12 protein-coding genes are annotated in these 17,290 nt (G+C 45.9%); 6 read left to right on the forward strand and 6 right to left on the reverse strand.

The window, feature by feature from the left end:
• Positions 1-28: 28 nt before the first annotated feature.
• The 3 genes from ACMGDE_RS16090 to ACMGDE_RS16100 all read right to left on the reverse strand — a co-directional run bounded on the left by ACMGDE_RS16090 (position 29) and on the right by ACMGDE_RS16100 (position 5,491).
• Positions 29-3,325 carry a SusC/RagA family TonB-linked outer membrane protein gene (locus tag ACMGDE_RS16090; protein ID WP_436833846.1) on the reverse strand — a complete coding sequence of 1,099 codons (3,297 nt, stop codon included), beginning with the start codon at positions 3,323-3,325 and terminating at the stop codon, positions 29-31.
• Between the two features lie 278 nt (positions 3,326-3,603).
• On the reverse strand, positions 3,604-4,791 hold the full coding sequence (locus ACMGDE_RS16095; protein ID WP_436833847.1) for a FecR family protein: 1,188 nt from the start codon (positions 4,789-4,791) through the stop codon (positions 3,604-3,606).
• A gap of 106 nt (positions 4,792-4,897) precedes the next feature.
• Positions 4,898-5,491 carry an RNA polymerase sigma factor gene (locus ACMGDE_RS16100; protein WP_436833848.1) on the reverse strand — a complete coding sequence of 198 codons (594 nt, stop codon included), beginning with the start codon at positions 5,489-5,491 and terminating at the stop codon, positions 4,898-4,900.
• 314 nt (positions 5,492-5,805) lie between these two features.
• Here ACMGDE_RS16100 and ACMGDE_RS16105 point away from each other — a divergent pair, with 314 nt between their 5' ends.
• The 5 genes from ACMGDE_RS16105 (at position 5,806) to ACMGDE_RS16125 (ending at position 14,285) form a co-directional block, all read left to right on the forward strand.
• Positions 5,806-6,411 (forward strand): RNA polymerase sigma factor, encoded by a 606-nt coding sequence (locus ACMGDE_RS16105; protein ID WP_436833849.1) that lies wholly within the window; start codon positions 5,806-5,808, stop codon positions 6,409-6,411.
• Between the two features lie 121 nt (positions 6,412-6,532).
• Positions 6,533-7,714: a FecR family protein gene (locus tag ACMGDE_RS16110; RefSeq protein ID WP_436833850.1), complete on the forward strand. Its 1,182-nt coding sequence runs from the start codon at positions 6,533-6,535 to the stop codon at positions 7,712-7,714.
• Positions 7,715-7,934: 220 nt separating this feature from the next.
• Positions 7,935-11,468, forward strand: coding sequence for a TonB-dependent receptor (locus ACMGDE_RS16115; RefSeq protein WP_436833851.1), 3,534 nt, complete (start codon positions 7,935-7,937; stop codon positions 11,466-11,468).
• A 13-nt stretch (positions 11,469-11,481) separates the two neighbouring features.
• Complete coding sequence (locus ACMGDE_RS16120) at positions 11,482-13,221, forward strand: RagB/SusD family nutrient uptake outer membrane protein (RefSeq protein ID WP_436833852.1); 1,740 nt, start codon at positions 11,482-11,484, stop codon at positions 13,219-13,221.
• A gap of 29 nt (positions 13,222-13,250) precedes the next feature.
• A complete protein-coding gene (locus ACMGDE_RS16125; RefSeq protein WP_436833853.1) occupies positions 13,251-14,285 on the forward strand; it encodes an Ig-like domain-containing protein in 1,035 nt (344 codons plus the stop codon).
• A gap of 192 nt (positions 14,286-14,477) precedes the next feature.
• Here ACMGDE_RS16125 and ACMGDE_RS16130 read toward each other — a convergent pair whose 3' ends face one another.
• Positions 14,478-14,846 carry a YkvA family protein gene (locus tag ACMGDE_RS16130; protein WP_436833854.1) on the reverse strand — a complete coding sequence of 123 codons (369 nt, stop codon included), beginning with the start codon at positions 14,844-14,846 and terminating at the stop codon, positions 14,478-14,480.
• Between the two features lie 123 nt (positions 14,847-14,969).
• On the opposite strand from ACMGDE_RS16130, the gene ACMGDE_RS16135 reads away from it, so the two are divergent.
• Positions 14,970-15,290 (forward strand): hypothetical protein, encoded by a 321-nt coding sequence (locus ACMGDE_RS16135; protein ID WP_436833855.1) that lies wholly within the window; start codon positions 14,970-14,972, stop codon positions 15,288-15,290.
• Between the two features lie 47 nt (positions 15,291-15,337).
• Here the strand turns inward: ACMGDE_RS16135 and metA are convergent, their stop codons facing one another.
• Together metA and ACMGDE_RS16145 are read right to left on the reverse strand one after the other, a co-directional pair.
• A complete protein-coding gene (gene metA / locus ACMGDE_RS16140) occupies positions 15,338-16,282 on the reverse strand; it encodes a homoserine O-acetyltransferase MetA (RefSeq protein WP_436833856.1) in 945 nt (314 codons plus the stop codon).
• An 83-nt stretch (positions 16,283-16,365) separates the two neighbouring features.
• Positions 16,366-17,214, reverse strand: a complete 849-nt coding sequence (locus ACMGDE_RS16145) for a LamG-like jellyroll fold domain-containing protein (protein WP_436833857.1) — start codon at positions 17,212-17,214, stop codon at positions 16,366-16,368.
• Between the last annotated feature and the right edge of the window lie 76 nt (positions 17,215-17,290).

A 17,290-nucleotide genomic window follows, 5' to 3' on the forward strand; every position in this document is an offset into this window, starting at 1 on the left:
GATCTCCTTTAACTTAGAAACGACTGCTTTAGAATCCGATATTCAATCCCAACGTATAGGTTCTTGGCACCGGATAGGATCCGCCATCAATACCCAGCTGGGTAGAAGATTGGCTTAAACTTACCTGTGGATTGGAACCCGGGTAATTGGTAAAGACATGCAGCTGTTGCACACTCCCATATACCCTAAACCTTCTAACGAAATTGGATTTGTTTGTCGGAATGTTATATCCCACCGTCACGTTATTGATGGATAGATGACTGCCATCATACAGCATCTGGGTGCCCCACCAATCCCGCTCGAGATAGGTGGTTCCTGCGGCTAAACTTCCATAACGGCCGCTGCCCGGATCTTCTGGCGATCTCCAATGGTCTTTTACATTGGCCAGCACGTTAAACACCCCATCCAGGTTGGTCAGGGTCTGCTCGGCACCCCGAAGGATCTGGTTTCCATAGGTACCGGAGAGCGTCATGGAGAAATCAAAATCCTTGTATTGGATCCGGTTGGTCATCCCAAAGACGAAGTCAGGGTGTGGATTACCGATGATGGTTGCATCTTCTACGGTAATCACCCCGTCTTCGTTTACGTCTCTAAACTTTGCAGTGCCTACCTGAGAGCTGCTATGTTTCGGTGAACTGTCAAAATCTGCCTGATTTACATACACACCTTGATGGTCCATTCCATACAACATCCCGATTGGCTGCCCTTCTTTGGTAATGTGGGAACCGCCTATCAGGTCGCTTCCCGGGCCGGTGATGATTTCGGAGGTTCTCGTACCCATAGATGTCACCAGGTTTCGATCGAAGGAAAGGTTGAAATCGGTGTCCCACGAGAAATCCTTCCGCTTGATATTGGAAGAAAAAATGGAAATTTCATGCCCCCAGAATTTCAGATCACCTATATTGGTATTGGTACTCGAAAATCCCGATGCTCTCGGTACCCGGACGTTAAATAGCAGATCGGTGGTGTATTTTTGATAGAAGTTATAGGTCAATCCCAACCGATCATTGAAGAAATTGATATCCAAACCGAGGTTATATTCCTTGTTATTTTCCCATCCGATGTATTGATCTGCCAGGTTGTCTACTGTTCTTCCCGCGCCAATGCGGTTACCGAAGACATAGTTTGCAGAAGAAATCGTGGGAATATGGGTATAATTCCCGATGTCGAAGTTACCTACCACCCCGAAACTTGCGCGGAGCTTTAAAAAGGATATGGACTCCATCGCGTCCATAAACCCTTCATCCGAGACAATCCATCCCAAAGAGAGGGATGGGAAATTCCCCCATCTGTTTTCTTTTCCAAATCTGGAAGAACCGTCTCTACGAATGGAAGCAGATAACAGGTACCGTCCTTTGTAATTGTAGTTTATACGGGCAAGGAAAGAGGCCAAACTCCATTCCTGAATGCTGCTGGTTGCCTCAACGGTTCCTGCTGCCCCAATGGTCTGGACCTTATCATCCGGATAATTGTTCGCATTGATCGTGCTGCCGTCCTGCCGGAATCGTTGGGCGGTAAAACCCGCCAATGCGTCCAGGTGATGATCTTCCCCCAGATCGGCCCGGTAATTCAGGATATTTTCGTTGACCCATGACAGATACGCCCCTTGGTTGAGAGTAGAAAACGGAATCGTATACAATCCGGTGCCACGGGTGCCAGTGGTCGTGCCGTTAAAGTTAAAGTCTCGATTTTCCCCTTTATCAATATTTCCGGAAGTTTTGAACGAAAGCCCTTCGATGATCTCATATTCCACAAAGAGGTTCGCCAAAATCCGGGTATTTTTATTATCCACCACCTTGTCCTCTAACGTTCTTACGTAATTGGGCGTAGGGAACATTCCCGGTGAGGATGCCGTCAGCGTAAGGCTCCCGTCGGGATTCCTCAGGGGAGCCAGCGGGGAGGTTTGTAACGTTTCGTTAAAGACACTGCCCACGCCATCCACACCGCTATTGGTATTTCTCGAATAGGTTGGTGCGATGTTCAATCCAATATTCACTTTTTCATGGGGGCGGAAAGATGAATTGATACGGAGGGAAACCCGGTCATATTTAGAAGCAACCACTACGCCTTCCTGCTTGAAATATCCTGCTGTTGCGGTCGTGCTGAATTTCTCCCCGCCTGTGCTCAACGTGACGCTGTGATCGTGGATACCGGCTACACGGGTCAATGCATCGTACCAGTTGGTGCCTTCTCCATATTGGCTGGGATCCTGGTATTCCGGATCAACCGGTTGCCCCCTGAATTCGGCCATTTCTTTTCTCCATTCCGCAAATTCCCGGGCATTCATCATGACCGGCCTGCCGCGGTTAGGGATCTGCTGTACCCCGGCGAAACCGCTGTAGTCCAGGGTTGTTTCGCCCGGTCTTGCTTTTTTCGTCTCGATCAGTACGACACCGTTAGCAGCTCTTGACCCGTACAGTGCCGTTGCCGCCGCATCCTTCAGCACACTGATACTTTCTATCTCATTGGGGTTAATATTGCTAATTCCCCCGGTAATGGGGTTTCCATCAACAACATACAAGGGCGAGGCTCCAGCGTTAATTGATGCGGCTCCCCTGACCCGGATATTCATTCCCCCGCCGGGAGTCCCTGTGGCCTGTGCAATCTGAACACCGGCCAATTTACCCTGTAATTTCTGAGAAAATTGCGCCACTGGCAGATCTGCGAAATCTTCTGCATCAACTTTCGATATGGCGCTGGAAACCTGCCGTGCGGACTGTGTCCCATAGCCTACTACCACCACTTCCTCCAAATCACTCATGGCGGTTGTCAAGGTAACGTTTACCGTTTGCGAAGTACCGATGGCCTGTTCCGCCGCGTCATACCCCACCATGGAAAACACCAGGCTACCGGCCTCATCCGCGACAGCTATGTTGTACCTACCCTCGGCGTCTGTGGTAGTCCCTATCGATGTACCCTTGAGCGTGACCGTAACTCCCTCAATGGGCTGCCCGGTTTCGTCGGTCACCCTACCGGTAATGGTGCGCTGCTGGCGCATCGGGGGGCTATCTGCTTCGGCGGGGATCACTGATGGTGTTCCACGTTTTACAATGATCGTCTTATTTTTAATCGACCAAACCAGCCCTTGGTTTTCCAGAATCCTGTTCATGGCATCTGAAAGCTCCACCTGCTTCAGGTCGACGCTTACGCGCTTGGTAGCAATTTGGTCTCCACGGAAGAAAAAAAGATAGCCCTGCTGTTTTTGTATTTCCTTCATCACGTCCCTCAACGTGGTGTTCCGGAGGTTCAACGTAACCTTCTGTGCCTTGGTTTCGGCAATCGCCTGAAACGTACATAAGACCGTCAAGAATACAGCAAGTTTCATAATGAATAATAATCGGTAACTAAAGGGCCGCGGGGACCCTTTCGCACATTGCGTAAAAATCATAAATTTGTCCTGTTTGGATGGTTACAAAATCGGTTAACAACGCTGTTACATCAAGGCCAGTCCAAGCATTCAGACCGGATGGTGTCTCTAGCACCGTCCGGTTTATGATGGATTACCGCCTTGGATTGTTCTCATTATTCAGGTATCATTTTCATTTTTTCTCATTTTTTGGTCTATATTATTGGTAAAACTGGTTAACTTGTATCCTTGTAACATTATTCACCAGCAACAATCAGCTGGTTAATACCTTCCGATTGGATAAGCTTGCATTCCAGACCGCTTTCCTTCAGGACGATCAGTGCATCATGCAGGGTCCCGTTGCGGTCTATCATACCAAAAAAACGGGTGGATGGTATCTTTCCCCCGTACACCACCTCGATATCATACCAACGTTCCATTTGGTCGAAAGCAATTTGCGGAGCCACCCCGTCAAAATAGAAAAACCCATCTTTCCAGGCGGTGTACTGGGTTACATCGACTTTCTGAATGTGGGTTTGCTTACCGTCAACCGTGGCCTGTTCCCCCGGAACAAGATCCCGTACGGCCATCGATAGCCGATTGACGATTTGCACCTTCCCTTCAACTAAGGTTGTTCTCGATTTCGGTTCATCCGGATAGGCGGAAATATTGAATTCGGTACCTAAGACGCCTACTTCCTGTCCCCCACTCCTGACGACAAACGGGTGTTCGGCATCGGGGGTAACATCAAAATAAGCTTCACCTTCAATTTCAACAAGACGTTGCCCCCCGGTAAACCGTGATGGGTATTTGAGCACGGAAGATGAATTGAGCCACACCCGGCTTCCGTCCGGCAAGGTGACGGCATATATCCCACCCTTAGGGGTAGCTAACGTGAGTTGTTCTGCAATTTCGGCGTTCAGGCGTATGATGGCTTTCCCTGCTCCATTGACGTAGGAGATATGATCATCCTTAATAATAACACCTTCCTGTTCTTCATCCAATAAAATTGTACGGCCATCCGGTAGGCTGAGAGTAGCTTTGTTGCCGCCCGGCAAGATTTCTTCGGCATTGACGAGTTTTGGCTCGATGGCGGGTTGCTGTCGGTCGCGAATTTCCAGCCAGGTTATGAGCAATATGATGATGGCCGCCGCCGCGTAGGGAAGAAAGCGGATAAATCCGAGGCGTCGCTTGCCCTTGGATCGCCCCGCGGATCCAATATGGCGGCTAAGGCGGTCACTTATTCGCTTGTTGATGTCGGAGACCTGTCGGGGATCGATACTTTCATGGACCGGTTGGTCGAATTCCTCGGCAATCAGCCGTACAAGTTCGTCCGACTCTTCGGTGAGCTGGAAATATCGCAACAGCGCATCGATCTCTTTGCGCGTGGCCCTACCTTCGAGATAGGCGCGCAAGAGATGTGCTAGCTGTTGCTTTCTTTCCATTGGACTTTTCTTATAACCGGTCTGATAACCTTATACGGTTCTGATTAAAAATCCAGTGCAGCTTGAGCGCAATTATTTTTCAACAGCCTGTAAATGAGTACAAAATTTATCGAACGAGAAATAGCGCAAGCAGCATCATGACTTCGGCATTGCCGGCCAGGTATTGTTTCAGCAATGCATTGGCCCGCTTGATATGGGAGTTGACGGTGTTTTCGGAGATGCCGAGGCGACCACTGACTTCGCGATAGCTGAGACCTTCGACCTTGCAAAGAATATAGACGTTGCGCTGCCTTTCAGGTAGCCTATTCAACAGACGGCCCAACAGATCCCGGTTTTCTTTACGGGCGAGTTCGGCTTCGATGTGTTCGTACCCTTCGGAAACAGTCCGGTAAAACATGGTGCGTAGCTGCTTGTCATGCATGGCCCGGCGAAAGAGATCGCGCGCATTGTTCACCGCGATCTGGAAGATATAGGCTTTGATGGGCTTATCAGGATCGATCCGATCACGATACTCCCAAAGACTGAGGTAGCTATCCTGTACAATCTCCTCGACCAGCTCAGGTACTTTCAACAGGCGTAGCAGGTGCCCCGTGATGATGGGACTATAGATGGAAAACAGCTTTTCGAACGCCTTATGATCACCCTCGCGCAGCCGTAACAGTAATGCTCTTTCATTCGTGGGAGTAACCGTGTCTATCATATCTTACCAGACAAATGTAAGGATATTGGGAGTTAACTGCAAGCTGTCTGACTCCTGCCCCCTTTTACAATAAACGTTGGATAAGCCGCGATACGTAAAACGGCGCCCTATCCTTGAAGAAATTTTTCAATATTTTAAGCTTCAATGTTTTTAAGAAGTAAATTTAATATTAACAATATAAGAAATATTAAAAAAAAACCTATTTTACGGCGCAAGGTGGGCTTTCACCGCAATGACCTATATAAAAATATCGGAACTTATTTTAGCTTTGAGAGGAAATATCAACCCTTTTATCGGTACCTTTTTGGTTTGAAATGGCGAAAACGGTGTATAAGCTGATTAACGATGCCCAACTCTTTGCACAATTGGCAGCGGGTAGTGAGACCGCTTTTGACGCTATTTTTCTCCATTATAAACCAAGGATTGCTGCTTTTGTTCAGAAAATGGTCCGCTCGGATGGGCTTGCGGAAGAAATTACGCAGGATGTTTTTGTTCAGCTTTGGCTCAGCAGGAGTTATTTAGCGGACGTCACACATCATACGTCCTACCTTTTCCAGATTGCTACGAACAAGACCCTGGATTACCAAAAAAAGATCAGCAACAAGGAAAGACTGTTGGACAGGATTGCTCATGGATCAACTGAAATTTGCAACGATACCGAGGAACAGATCTTATTCCAGGAAAGCACGCAAATCATCGAATTGGCCATAGCCGCCTTACCTGAGCAGCGGAAGCTGATTTACCAACTCAGCCGGGAGGAAGGGCTTACCCATGAGCAAATCACCGAGCGCCTTAATATTTCCCGGAGTACAGTAAACAACCAATTGGTCAAGGCCCTAAGCCATATCCGTACCTACCTTCAAAAACGAACCAGTATCTTCTCCTATGCCATATTTGTTCTGTTGACCAGCGGCCAGTAGACCCTAACCATTTTTACAAACACATTTTTTTAAAATAGCATGCACGCGGATAGTTAACATTGCTCCGGACGTCGTCTCATCTGTAAAAGCAAGAAATATTTCTCACCAACTAACAGATAAAATGAGTAACGACACACCGCCGGATATCAAGCGTTTGTTTGAAAAGTACGCCAAGGGCATTGCCGGACCGGATGAAGTAAAACAATTGTTTGCATTGATCAGATCGAATGAATACGATCATGAAATGAAACAATTGCTTTTAGGAGAACTGGAAGACACCGAAACTCCGGATACGGATAAAGCGGATTTGGAAGCATCCTTACAGCAAGTAAAAAGGCAAATTAAACGGCTGGAAGGCGCAGAAGACAAGCCAAAGGGTTCGTTAGCGTTACGTTTAAAATACATGGTTGTCGCGGCATCCGTTGTCTTACTGGCAGGGATTGGCCTGTCGATCTATTATTTTAACGCGTCAAAGACCGACCTACTTGCCAATGACGTTTTGCCCGGTGGCAACTTCGCCACCCTCACCCTTGCCGATGGCCGGAAAATCAGCCTGTCCGATGCCGCAAATGGCCAGCTTACTGAACAGGCTGGCATCACGGTCACCAAGGAAGCTGATGGGCAATTGGTTTATGAAATCAAGGGGCCGGCAGCCAGCACAGATGCCTCACCGGTTTATAATACATTAATCACTCCCCGTGGCGGCCAATATCAGGTGCGTTTGCCCGATGGGACGAAGGTCTGGCTGAATGCGGCTTCGTCCCTAACCTATCCGGCCAGTTTCGCATCATTGAACGAACGGCGCGTTAGTTTGACGGGTGAAGGTTACTTTGAGGTAGCTCCCGACAAAACTTTTCCTTTCCGGGTGGAGACACCAAATCAGGAAATTGAGGTGGTTGGCACGCACTTCAATGTAAACAGCTATTCGGACGAACCGCAGGAAAGAACTACCCTGATGGAAGGAGTAGTGAAAGTCATCAAGGGGAAACAAACCGAATTGCTAAAGCCTGGACAGGAGGCCGCGGTAAAAGAAAACGTCGAGGTGTTTGATGCAGATGTCAATGCGGCAATTGCATGGAAAAACGGTGAGTTTGTTTTCAATGATGAATCGCTGGAAAGCATCATGCGCAAGGTTTCCCGTTGGTACAATGTGGAAGTAGTCTTTGACGGGGTTGACAAGGATGAACTATACGGAGGCAATTTCTCCCGCTTCGGTAATGTATCCAGCGTACTGCGAAAGCTGGAATTGACAGGAGGTATTCGCTTTACAATTGAAGGAAGGAGGATTATCGTGACAAAATAAGAGAAACATCATAGCGCAGGGGTCGCCGTTCCGGCAAGAAAAAAAACCAAAATCCGAGGGCAAATCGGAATCCGGTCAAGTGCTCGCCTCTTTGTTTAGCAGTTGTATAACTAAATGGTTAAACCAAGCACAGCAAACTTAGGTAATCTTGCCCATTGTAGCAAGTTTATAAGGTCTTTCATCGGATGCTAAGGATGTTGTGAAAATTATGATAAAATATATGATAAAATTTAATGTGCTGGAACCCTATAAATTGGATCAGTGTCCCAGACAACAATTAGGGGTTACGAATCCTGTTTTTCGCGGGATCAATAGGGCTAATAAAAGACAATTAATCATGCGGATTAACCTGATTGCATTGATAATGATAGCTTTTTTGCTGAATGTTTCGGCATCGGTCAGTTTTGCCCAAAAACTAACCCTCAACGAACAGCGGGCGCCGTTGAAAAAAGTGTTCGACGAGGTACGGAAGCAAACTGGCTACGCCGTATTTTACAAATCAGGCCATGTGAAGAATGCAAAGCCGGTGACTGTGAATATTTCGGATGTTCCGTTGGAAGAAGCGATGACTAAGATATTGGAGGGACAGGAGTTGGATTTTTCCATTGATGAGAAAACGGTAGTGATTAGGGAAAAGGAAGTGGTGGAGAAGGTAAAAGATTTTTTCGTTGCTGGCTCCGATAAGTCGGTGCCAACACAGCAAAACATTCACGGCACGGTTACTGATTCCTTGGGCCAACCTTTGGAAGGCGCTTCCGTCCGCGCCGTCAACGCCGAAGGCCGGCGCACTGCCCTGCAAACGACTACAGGAAAGGACGGCACATTCACGCTGCAAAACGTACCCAAAGATGCTACGCTGGAAATTTCCTTTGTTGGATACACCACCAAACAAGTCCCTGCAGCAGCCAACCTCGGAACGATTATCCTCTCTCTTGGAGCCAGCGACCTCGATGAAGTGGTCGTTATTGGTTATGGTAGCACCCGTAAACAAGACCTTTCAATGGCTGTTACCACCGTGAAATTAGATCAGGTGATGAAAAGCCGTCCCGGAGCAAGTATAGGCGCCCTATTACAAGGAAAAGTGCCGGGTATGACCATACAGTCTGATGGTGGCGACCCATTGAGAGGGCAAACCATTACCATTCGTGGTAAAGGTTCTCGCGACGACGACGGGGTACTTTGGATAGTTGATGGCGTACCGGGCGCTCCATATAGTTTGGAAGACGTTGAAACAGTTACTGTTTTAAAAGATGCAGCATCGGCAGCGATCTACGGAGCACAAGTAGGCGCCGGTGGCGTTATCGTTATCACTACCAAAAAAGCGCAAGCGGGAAAAATCAAAATTGAAGCAAATGTTTCTCATGGCATTAAAAGCGCTTATAAATTGCCGGAAGCAGTTACAGCCGAACAATACATGCAATTGTGGGACGCTGCTATTAACTCTTCGACCGGGAATAGAACACTTGCTCCTGCCCAAGACCCTGTAGCCTATCCGTATGGAGCTGTAACCCGCACTAATTGGGTGGACGAAGTATTTCGCACCGCTAACGTGCAGCATTATGCCGTATCCCTTTCCGGAGGTTCCGAAACCCTCAAAGCTTTGGGTTCTTTTTCTTATGATAAAAACGAAGGTACATTGTTAAACACCTTCTCAAACCTCATGAATGGTAAACTTAATTTGGAATTTCAACCGGCAAAATGGTTAAAAATTACCGAAAGAGGTTCTTTCTCTTATAGCAACGGGCAAGGTAATGTAGATAATTTTGGGCATGGAGGAGTGTTGATGCAATCTATTTTCTATCCACGTTCGGCGACTATTTACGAACACAATCCTGACGGTACGATTGCGACTGATTCAGAGGGTAATCTGCTCTTCGGAGGTCTTTTCCCGGTAGCTAACCCACAAGGAGTTTTTAGCGGCTATGGTGAAACCCGCAATCCTGTGGCAGCGTTGCTGCGTTTGCGCATGAACAGACCTAATGGAACCATTCATTCGACCACCGGTTTAGACATTAAGCCTATATCTTCAATTACGTTACATTCGGACTTTACGGCTTACTTGAATCCTGGTCGTGAAGAACGATTTTACCCTAAGGCTTATGAACTTGGTGCAGCAGGAGATACAGACAACGAACGTATAGTTAGTTCTTATTGGAATAGAGGCTGGCTATCGGAAACTACGGCAACTTTTGCAGAGCAATTTGGCGAACACAGCATTTCTGCAATGGCTGGTTTTACCGCAAGATATTCAACAGGGCGCGGTAATAGAGCAGATGTTGTGAACTTCGCGAAGGAAGATGAATATTATACAATATTGGGCAATGCTGATAATTACATCAAATACCGACCCGAGGAATGGATAAATGAGGAAGCCTTGGTTTCTGCCATGGGTCGTATAGGTTATTCATACCACGATCGCTATTTTGCTACGGCATCTGTTCGCCGGGATGCTTCATCGAAGTTAGCGCCCGAAAATAATTCAGGCGTGTTCTCCGCTTTTTCGGCATCGTGGAAAATTTCATCCGAAGAGTTCTTCGATGTTGAGGCTATTAACTTATTGAAATTAAGAGCAGGCTGGGGTCAGATTGGCAACATAAACACTGTACCTAATTATTCGTATTTTGCCGGTTTAAGAACCTCTGAATACCCTGTTTCATTGGGCGACAATTATATGGGTTATTACGGAACTTATGTTGCTACAATTCCTAACCGTCAGTTAACATGGGAAACCTCAGAGCAGACTTCAATAGGTCTTGATGCAACTTTATTCAATCATTCGTTGAATATCACCCTCGACTATTTTAATAAAATAACCAAAGACTTGATTGACACCAAACCGCTTCCACCAATGGCAGGCTATGTAAGTGACCCAATGGGCAACATCGGAAGGGTGTCTAACAAAGGTTGGGAATTTAGTGCAGATTATACGAAGACATTTGGTGATTTAGCTTTCAATCTTTCCGGTAACGTGTCGTCGGTAAAAAGCGAAGTACTTGAATTTAATAACGGAAAAATATATACTCACGGCGACTTCGGGAATAGTGGGCCTGCACCGTTACGTTCGGAAGTAGGACAACCATGGTATTCGTATAAATTGATTAAGACCGACGGTATCTTCCAATCGCAAGCAGAAGTAGATGCTCACGTGAATAAAGATGGTATAAAGATACAACCTAATGCCGCACCGGGCGACTTGAAGTTTGTGGACCTCGACGGAAATGGGAACATCAACGATGACGACCGTCAATATATGGGTAGCTACTTACCCGAATTGACATATTCGTTTGGAGCGGGATTAACGTACAAAAGCTTTGATTTTAATGCTTTCTTTCAAGGGATTTCGGGTGTGAAAATATTCAATGGTTTCAAGTCGTTGGGTTTGAATGGACGCGGACAAGGACACTACTTCTTGTCGGATGCGATGGACAACTGGACATTAGACCATTCATCGAAGAACCCTCGCTTGACATTATTTGAAGACCCTAACGGTAACTTAAAGGTGGCTTCCGATTACTTATTGGAAGACGGCAGTTATCTTCGTTTGAAGTATGTAACTTTAGGTTATACGTTGCCTAAATCGTGGATGACAAGAGGTGCAAGCGGCTCGAAAATACGTCTTTATGTTGCCAGCGAAAATTTACTGACTTTCACTAAGTATTCGGGTTTCGACCCTGAAGTAGGTAATCGTGGAATCGACGGAGGCACATATCCGGTGGCCCGTACGTTTAACTTTGGTGTCAATATTGATTTTTAATTATAAATACATTATGAAAAATATATTAAAGTATAACACAGGATTGTTGTTAACAATGGTCCTGTCGTTTGCGGGATGCTCCGATTTTTTGGAATATCAACAGTATGGTCCGGGTGACTCGGAAAGTTTTTGGAAGACAGAAGCGGATGTACGCAAAGGTTTAGATGCGTTTTATGAATATACCAGCATAGAAGAGTGCACCGGACGTGGTACATTTTGGTATGAAAACTGTAGCGACAATATGGTTACCGGACGTATTCATGTGGTATCCGACGGTATTAAAAATTTCACACAAGGTGCGAGCGATGGTTCTTTTGCTACTACCTGGAACGAAATGGTACGTGTAATTACCAAAGCGAATGACGTATTGCGTTATGTTCCAAAAATAGAAACCATTTCGCCGGAGCTTAAAGACAATGCCGTAGGTCAGGGTTATTTTTTCCGTGGATATGGTTATTTGTGGCTCAGCCCTTGGTATGGAGACAATCGTAACGGTGGTATTCCTATCATAACCGAAGAAACAACCATTGACGAATTGGATGCCCCCCGTCCTGCTTCAGTATTGGAAAACTACGATATGATTATAGCCGACTTACGCAAAGCAGGCGAATTGTTGCCTTCATGGTCACAGTTAACCCCTGCCGAACAAGGCCGTCCTCATAAAACTGCTGCTTGGGCTTTTGCCGCACGCGCCGCTTTATACGCAGCCGAATATGATGAGGCTAAATATTACCCTATCGTAATAGAAATGTGTGATAAAATTATCAACTTGACGGGCGCCGATAAACGTGAACTGCATTATTTGGCGGCCGACCATGATTTTGCAGATAAAGCAACCAATTCTTATGGGCTTCCTGCTTCAAACTTCTCCGACTTGTTCAGAATGGAAAATAACTTCTCGAAAGAATATATCTATTCTATTATGGGTAGTGAACTAAGAAGCGGTCCTAAGTTTCACGGTATGAGTTTTGATAACGGCGGTTTTTCGGGCTTCAATACCTGGGGTTATTTTACTCCAACAGCCGAACTTTATGAAGCCTTTGAACCGGGCGACGCACGTCGCGATGCTACTATCATGGCTCCGGGGCAAAGAATCGTTCATCCTACCGGTGCAGGCAGTTTGGTAGGTCGCGAAATTTGGTTGGGTGTACCGGGTAATGCGCCAGAACGGGCAACCGAAGGCATTACTTTGGGGGAAACGACTTCGAGCCCAACGAACCTGCTTAATCGCAAAATGCACTCAATATTTGAAGTAGAAAATGGCTATGGTACAGTGTATAATACCAGTGGTGACTTCCAATCAAACAGATTGGGGACAGTCGTCATGCGTTATGCAGATGTTTTGTTGATGAAAGCGGAAGCTTTGATCTGGACGAATGGTGAAGGCGATGGTGAAGCAAAAGCCCTGTTGAATCAGATTCGTAAACGTGCAGGCTTGCCCGAAAACAGTCCTGCTACTAAAGCCGCTTTGAAAAACGAACGCAGATGCGAATTGGCTTTCGAATTCCTTCCAAGCCGTCATATAGACTTAGTTCGTTGGGGTGATGCTAAAGAAATTTATAGTAAAGCATTACATGGTTATGCTGTTAAGTTCAAGAAAGTCGGCGATGATCCTTATGTATTTGATAATTCTGAAAAGACTGTTGTGTGGCCGGCGCGTAACTTCGACCCAGTTAAGAATCATGTTTTCCCAATTCACACGAGTATCATCGTAAAGAGTCAGGATATCTTGAAACAAAATGAAGGCTGGTAATGAATTGAGGATTTTGAAACAATAACAATATGAAAAAGAAAGTTTTAATATACAGTTTAGGTGGCCTTGCACTGGCATTTTGCCTTTGGGCTTGCGACGATGATTTAGAAATGGCATCGGGAATAACGGTCGATAAAGAGTCTGTTTCAATTATCATTGGGAATAAAACCCAAATCACCGTAGGTAATACACCTGAAGGCTCTTCATTAGACACCCGTGAGATCCAGTGGAAATCGAAGAATGAGGAAATTGCGACCATAACTCAATTTGGCATTCTTACGGGAGTTGAAGAAGGAAATACGGAAATTGAAGTTACTTGGAACGGGAATACCAAGACCATTCCCGTAACGGTTACAGACCCGATTCAGCTGCCTGCCACCAGAAACGGCTCTTGGCTCTTTGATGATGCAAGTAACTTGGTAAAAGCAGAAGTCGGAAATCCGTTGATATACGGACAAAGAACATCGGATACTCGAATTACAGTCGTTCCTACGACTGATTTAAGCGGTTTTTCGGCAATACCAGGACCTTCTGTTCCGTCGGGTAATGGAGCAGTGCGTGTAAAAAAGTGGTGGTTCTTTTCGGCTGCACATGGTATCGCACCTAATGGCGGGGGAGAAAAAGTGAATGAATATACCATTATGATGGACATTCGGTTCGCAGAATCTGCCGGTGGATGGAAAACGTTATTTCAAACAGACATTACAAATAATGATGATGGCGAAGTATTTATAAATGGAAGAAATATGGGTGTAGGAGCAACAGGTTATTCAGAAGGTGATCTGATAACGTATGATACTTGGCACCGTATCGTAATATCTGTAAAATTGGGAGAGCGAATCCAGTACTTCTTGGACGGCACTTTGATTAGAACTTTTGATAATACTGCTTCCGATAACTTATTCAAAGATGTAAGCCGCTTCGCTATAAATCCTACCTGTATTTTTGTTGGGGATAACGATGGAGACGATGGCGAAATTGATGTGGCAGAAATTGCTATGTGGGATATCGCTTTTGACGCTGCCCAAGTGAAGAAGTTGGAAAGATTGATGAATAAACGATAGTTGTAGTTTTTTACTGCAAATTATCCGATTAAATGGATGGACGATCAATCAATCGTCCATTTTCATTTTTAACACAATTTGAAGATATAAATACACCTGGTTCGAGCCCAGGTGGACCACAAAAGTTCATTACTATGGCGTTATTCGTCCCCAAAATAAATATCATTTCAACTTCCAAAGTTCAATGGCATTTTACGTTCCTAGTTTGGCTTGGGTAAAAGCCTTGTATCGCTCGATTTCGTCTGTGAGTTTGGAAACGGCGTAGGCAACAATCGTCACATCATCCATCCACCCCATCAAAGGGATCATATCAGGTATCGCGTCAAGCGGAGAGATAACATAGGCAATCGTCGCGGCGATGATAGACAGGTTCCACTTATTCATGTGATACCGGCCCGCAAACACATCCTTGCCCATTGAAATCAACAGCCGGAATTCATCAACTTTTTCATCCAGATATGCTGATTTGCTTTCTGCCTTAGCCAGGTCATCACCACTGATCTGATGCTTACGGAATAGCTCGAATAGCAGGATTGCTTTATTGAAATAGCCTTTCTTCATGTCTCTATCATTGATAACAGTTACAAAGTTAACTAATTTAGATCAGCGTTTTCCATAGCCGCTTTAAATGCTGATATCGAACGTTAATCCAAATCCCGAAAAAACTGTACCTTCGCGCTAACTATGGGTTTCGCAAAAGAGAGAAAAAAGCTGGAGAAGCTTTCAGAAAAAACTACTGGCCTTCAGCATTATGACGATAAAAGTCTAGCCGTCATTACGGACATATTTGAGCAATATTCACACACGCTAAGGATATTGAAAAACAAAAATGCAGAGGCGTTTAATGACCTTTATTTGAACGAATTGCAACTGATTAAAGAATGCAAAAGATCACTTAAATCAGCGGAAGAAGCGGAAGTCCGTCTAGTTAATTTCATCAAGTATAAAGAGACCTTATTGGATGCGATAACAAAAACAATTCAGGCTTCAACGAATATCGCGTAAATGGAATCGCCATCGAAAAATGCAATGGACCCGGTGAGGATCTGTCACTAACTGTGTTGCTTGATTTCTGCCAGATGCACGATCTCCTTCAAGTCAAACGGGGTTTCCTGATAAACGAAATAATTCAGCCAGTTGTTGAATAGGAGGTTAGCATGGCCGGCCCAACGGACAACGGGTGGGTTTTTCGGGTCGTCTCCCGCATAATAATGCTTGGGCATGTCAATCGGAAGCCCCTTTTCCAAATCTCTTACATATTCCTCATGGAGCGTCCGTGGTGCATACTCCGAATGGCCTGTCAAATAGAACTCCCGACCTCCTCTTGAAGCAATAATAGCCACTCCGGCTTCTTCGGATTTGGACAGGACCGTAACTTCTTCTAAACCTGCAAAATCAGCTTCCGAAATGGTGGTATGCCGACTATGCGGAATGAAGAACTCATCATCGAAACCCCGGAATAATGGATGCCTTTTATCGAGTGCGGTGTGCTTAAAAACACCGAAAGTCTTTTTATCCAATGGAATTTTACCGACATCATAAAAATGGTACAATGCTGCCTGGGAGGCCCAGCAGATATACAGGGTGGAGGTAACATGCTTCCTCGCCCAATCGAAAATCGTTGTGATTTCATCCCAGTACGAAACGTCTTCGAACTCCAGCATCTCCACGGGGGCACCGGTGATGACCATTCCATCGTAATAGTTTTCTGTAACCTCATTAAAACCTTTGTAAAACATTTCCAGATGTTCCTCCGGTGTGTTTTTTGGGGTGTGGGTATCTAAACGAAGAAATTCAACTTCAACCTGTAACGGGTTATTGGACAGCAATCTGATGAAATCGGTCTCTGTCGATATTTTCAGCGGCATGAGGTTGAGTATGATGACACGCATTGGGCGGATATCCTGTGTATTCGCCCGCAAGTTATCCATCACAAAAATATTCTCTTTTTTGAGTTGTTCTATCGCTGGGAGATTGTCTGGTATTTTTACTGGCATGCTATTTTCCTGTACCTGATTTTCAGCAAAAATACGGAGATTTTTTGGGCTTTGGAGATTTTAAGGTCGTGGACGATATGTTGCTAATAGCTCAGGGCATAGTGGCTTTTCAATGCGGCGGCCATTACGTTCAATTCGCGTTGGGTGAGCGGCCGCTCGTATAATAGAAACCTTGCAATTTCGCCTACGAATGATTCTACACCGGGGTGTTCAATGGCGTCCCTCTCCTGGCCGATGGCTAACTTCGACGCATCGGCGGCGGTATCGACAGGGAACGGATGGGTGGCTGCCGGGGTCTCCGGATCATCGATGTACAAGGAGAGCGTGACTACGCCGGTCCCCGCTTCCATGCGCCCGATCAGCAGGTAGTAATCCTCCTGATTGAGCTTCTCTTTGCTTAGCACTTGAGGATTGTTGACATCCCAGCGACCGAACGTCTCCCCGCTCCTACTGCCCATCCACACCCGGTTGTTGTCAGCCAAACCTGCCCAGAATCCCTCGTAATTCCCGCCGTTTCGCAAGTTGCCGAAAAATGAATTTACATCCGGTAGCTCACCGGACTGTTTTCCTGCTTTGATGACACAAAACCAGGTATATCCGCTGCCTGTGACCAGGTGGTCAAATGCGTCCTCTTCTGCCGCTACTAATTCCTGCTTGTTAAAAACGATGGCATGATGTCCGTTCAATTGGTGAATATCCGATTTTAAAAGCGGTCTCCCGGACCCTTTCACCTGACGCCCTTCATCTCTTTTCTCAAACATCTTTACCGGAAATGACGCCTGGTTTACCCATTTATTGACGCGATTATCCGGACCGGTAACGACACCGCTGTCTGCATTCAGGTCGACGATCAGTCCTTTGCTGACGAGCGGGGTATCGATTTTATGGTCAGCTATAACCATCCAAAGGGATAAGAGGGTGAGGAGCATCATAAGGCAATTATTTATATTGGTGTGTCACAAAGAAACAGATATTATGCCGCATTTTCAACCATAGGTCTCAAGCTCG

It is taken from the genome of Parapedobacter brassicae, assembly GCF_051400755.1.
Classification (GTDB): domain Bacteria; phylum Bacteroidota; class Bacteroidia; order Sphingobacteriales; family Sphingobacteriaceae; genus Parapedobacter.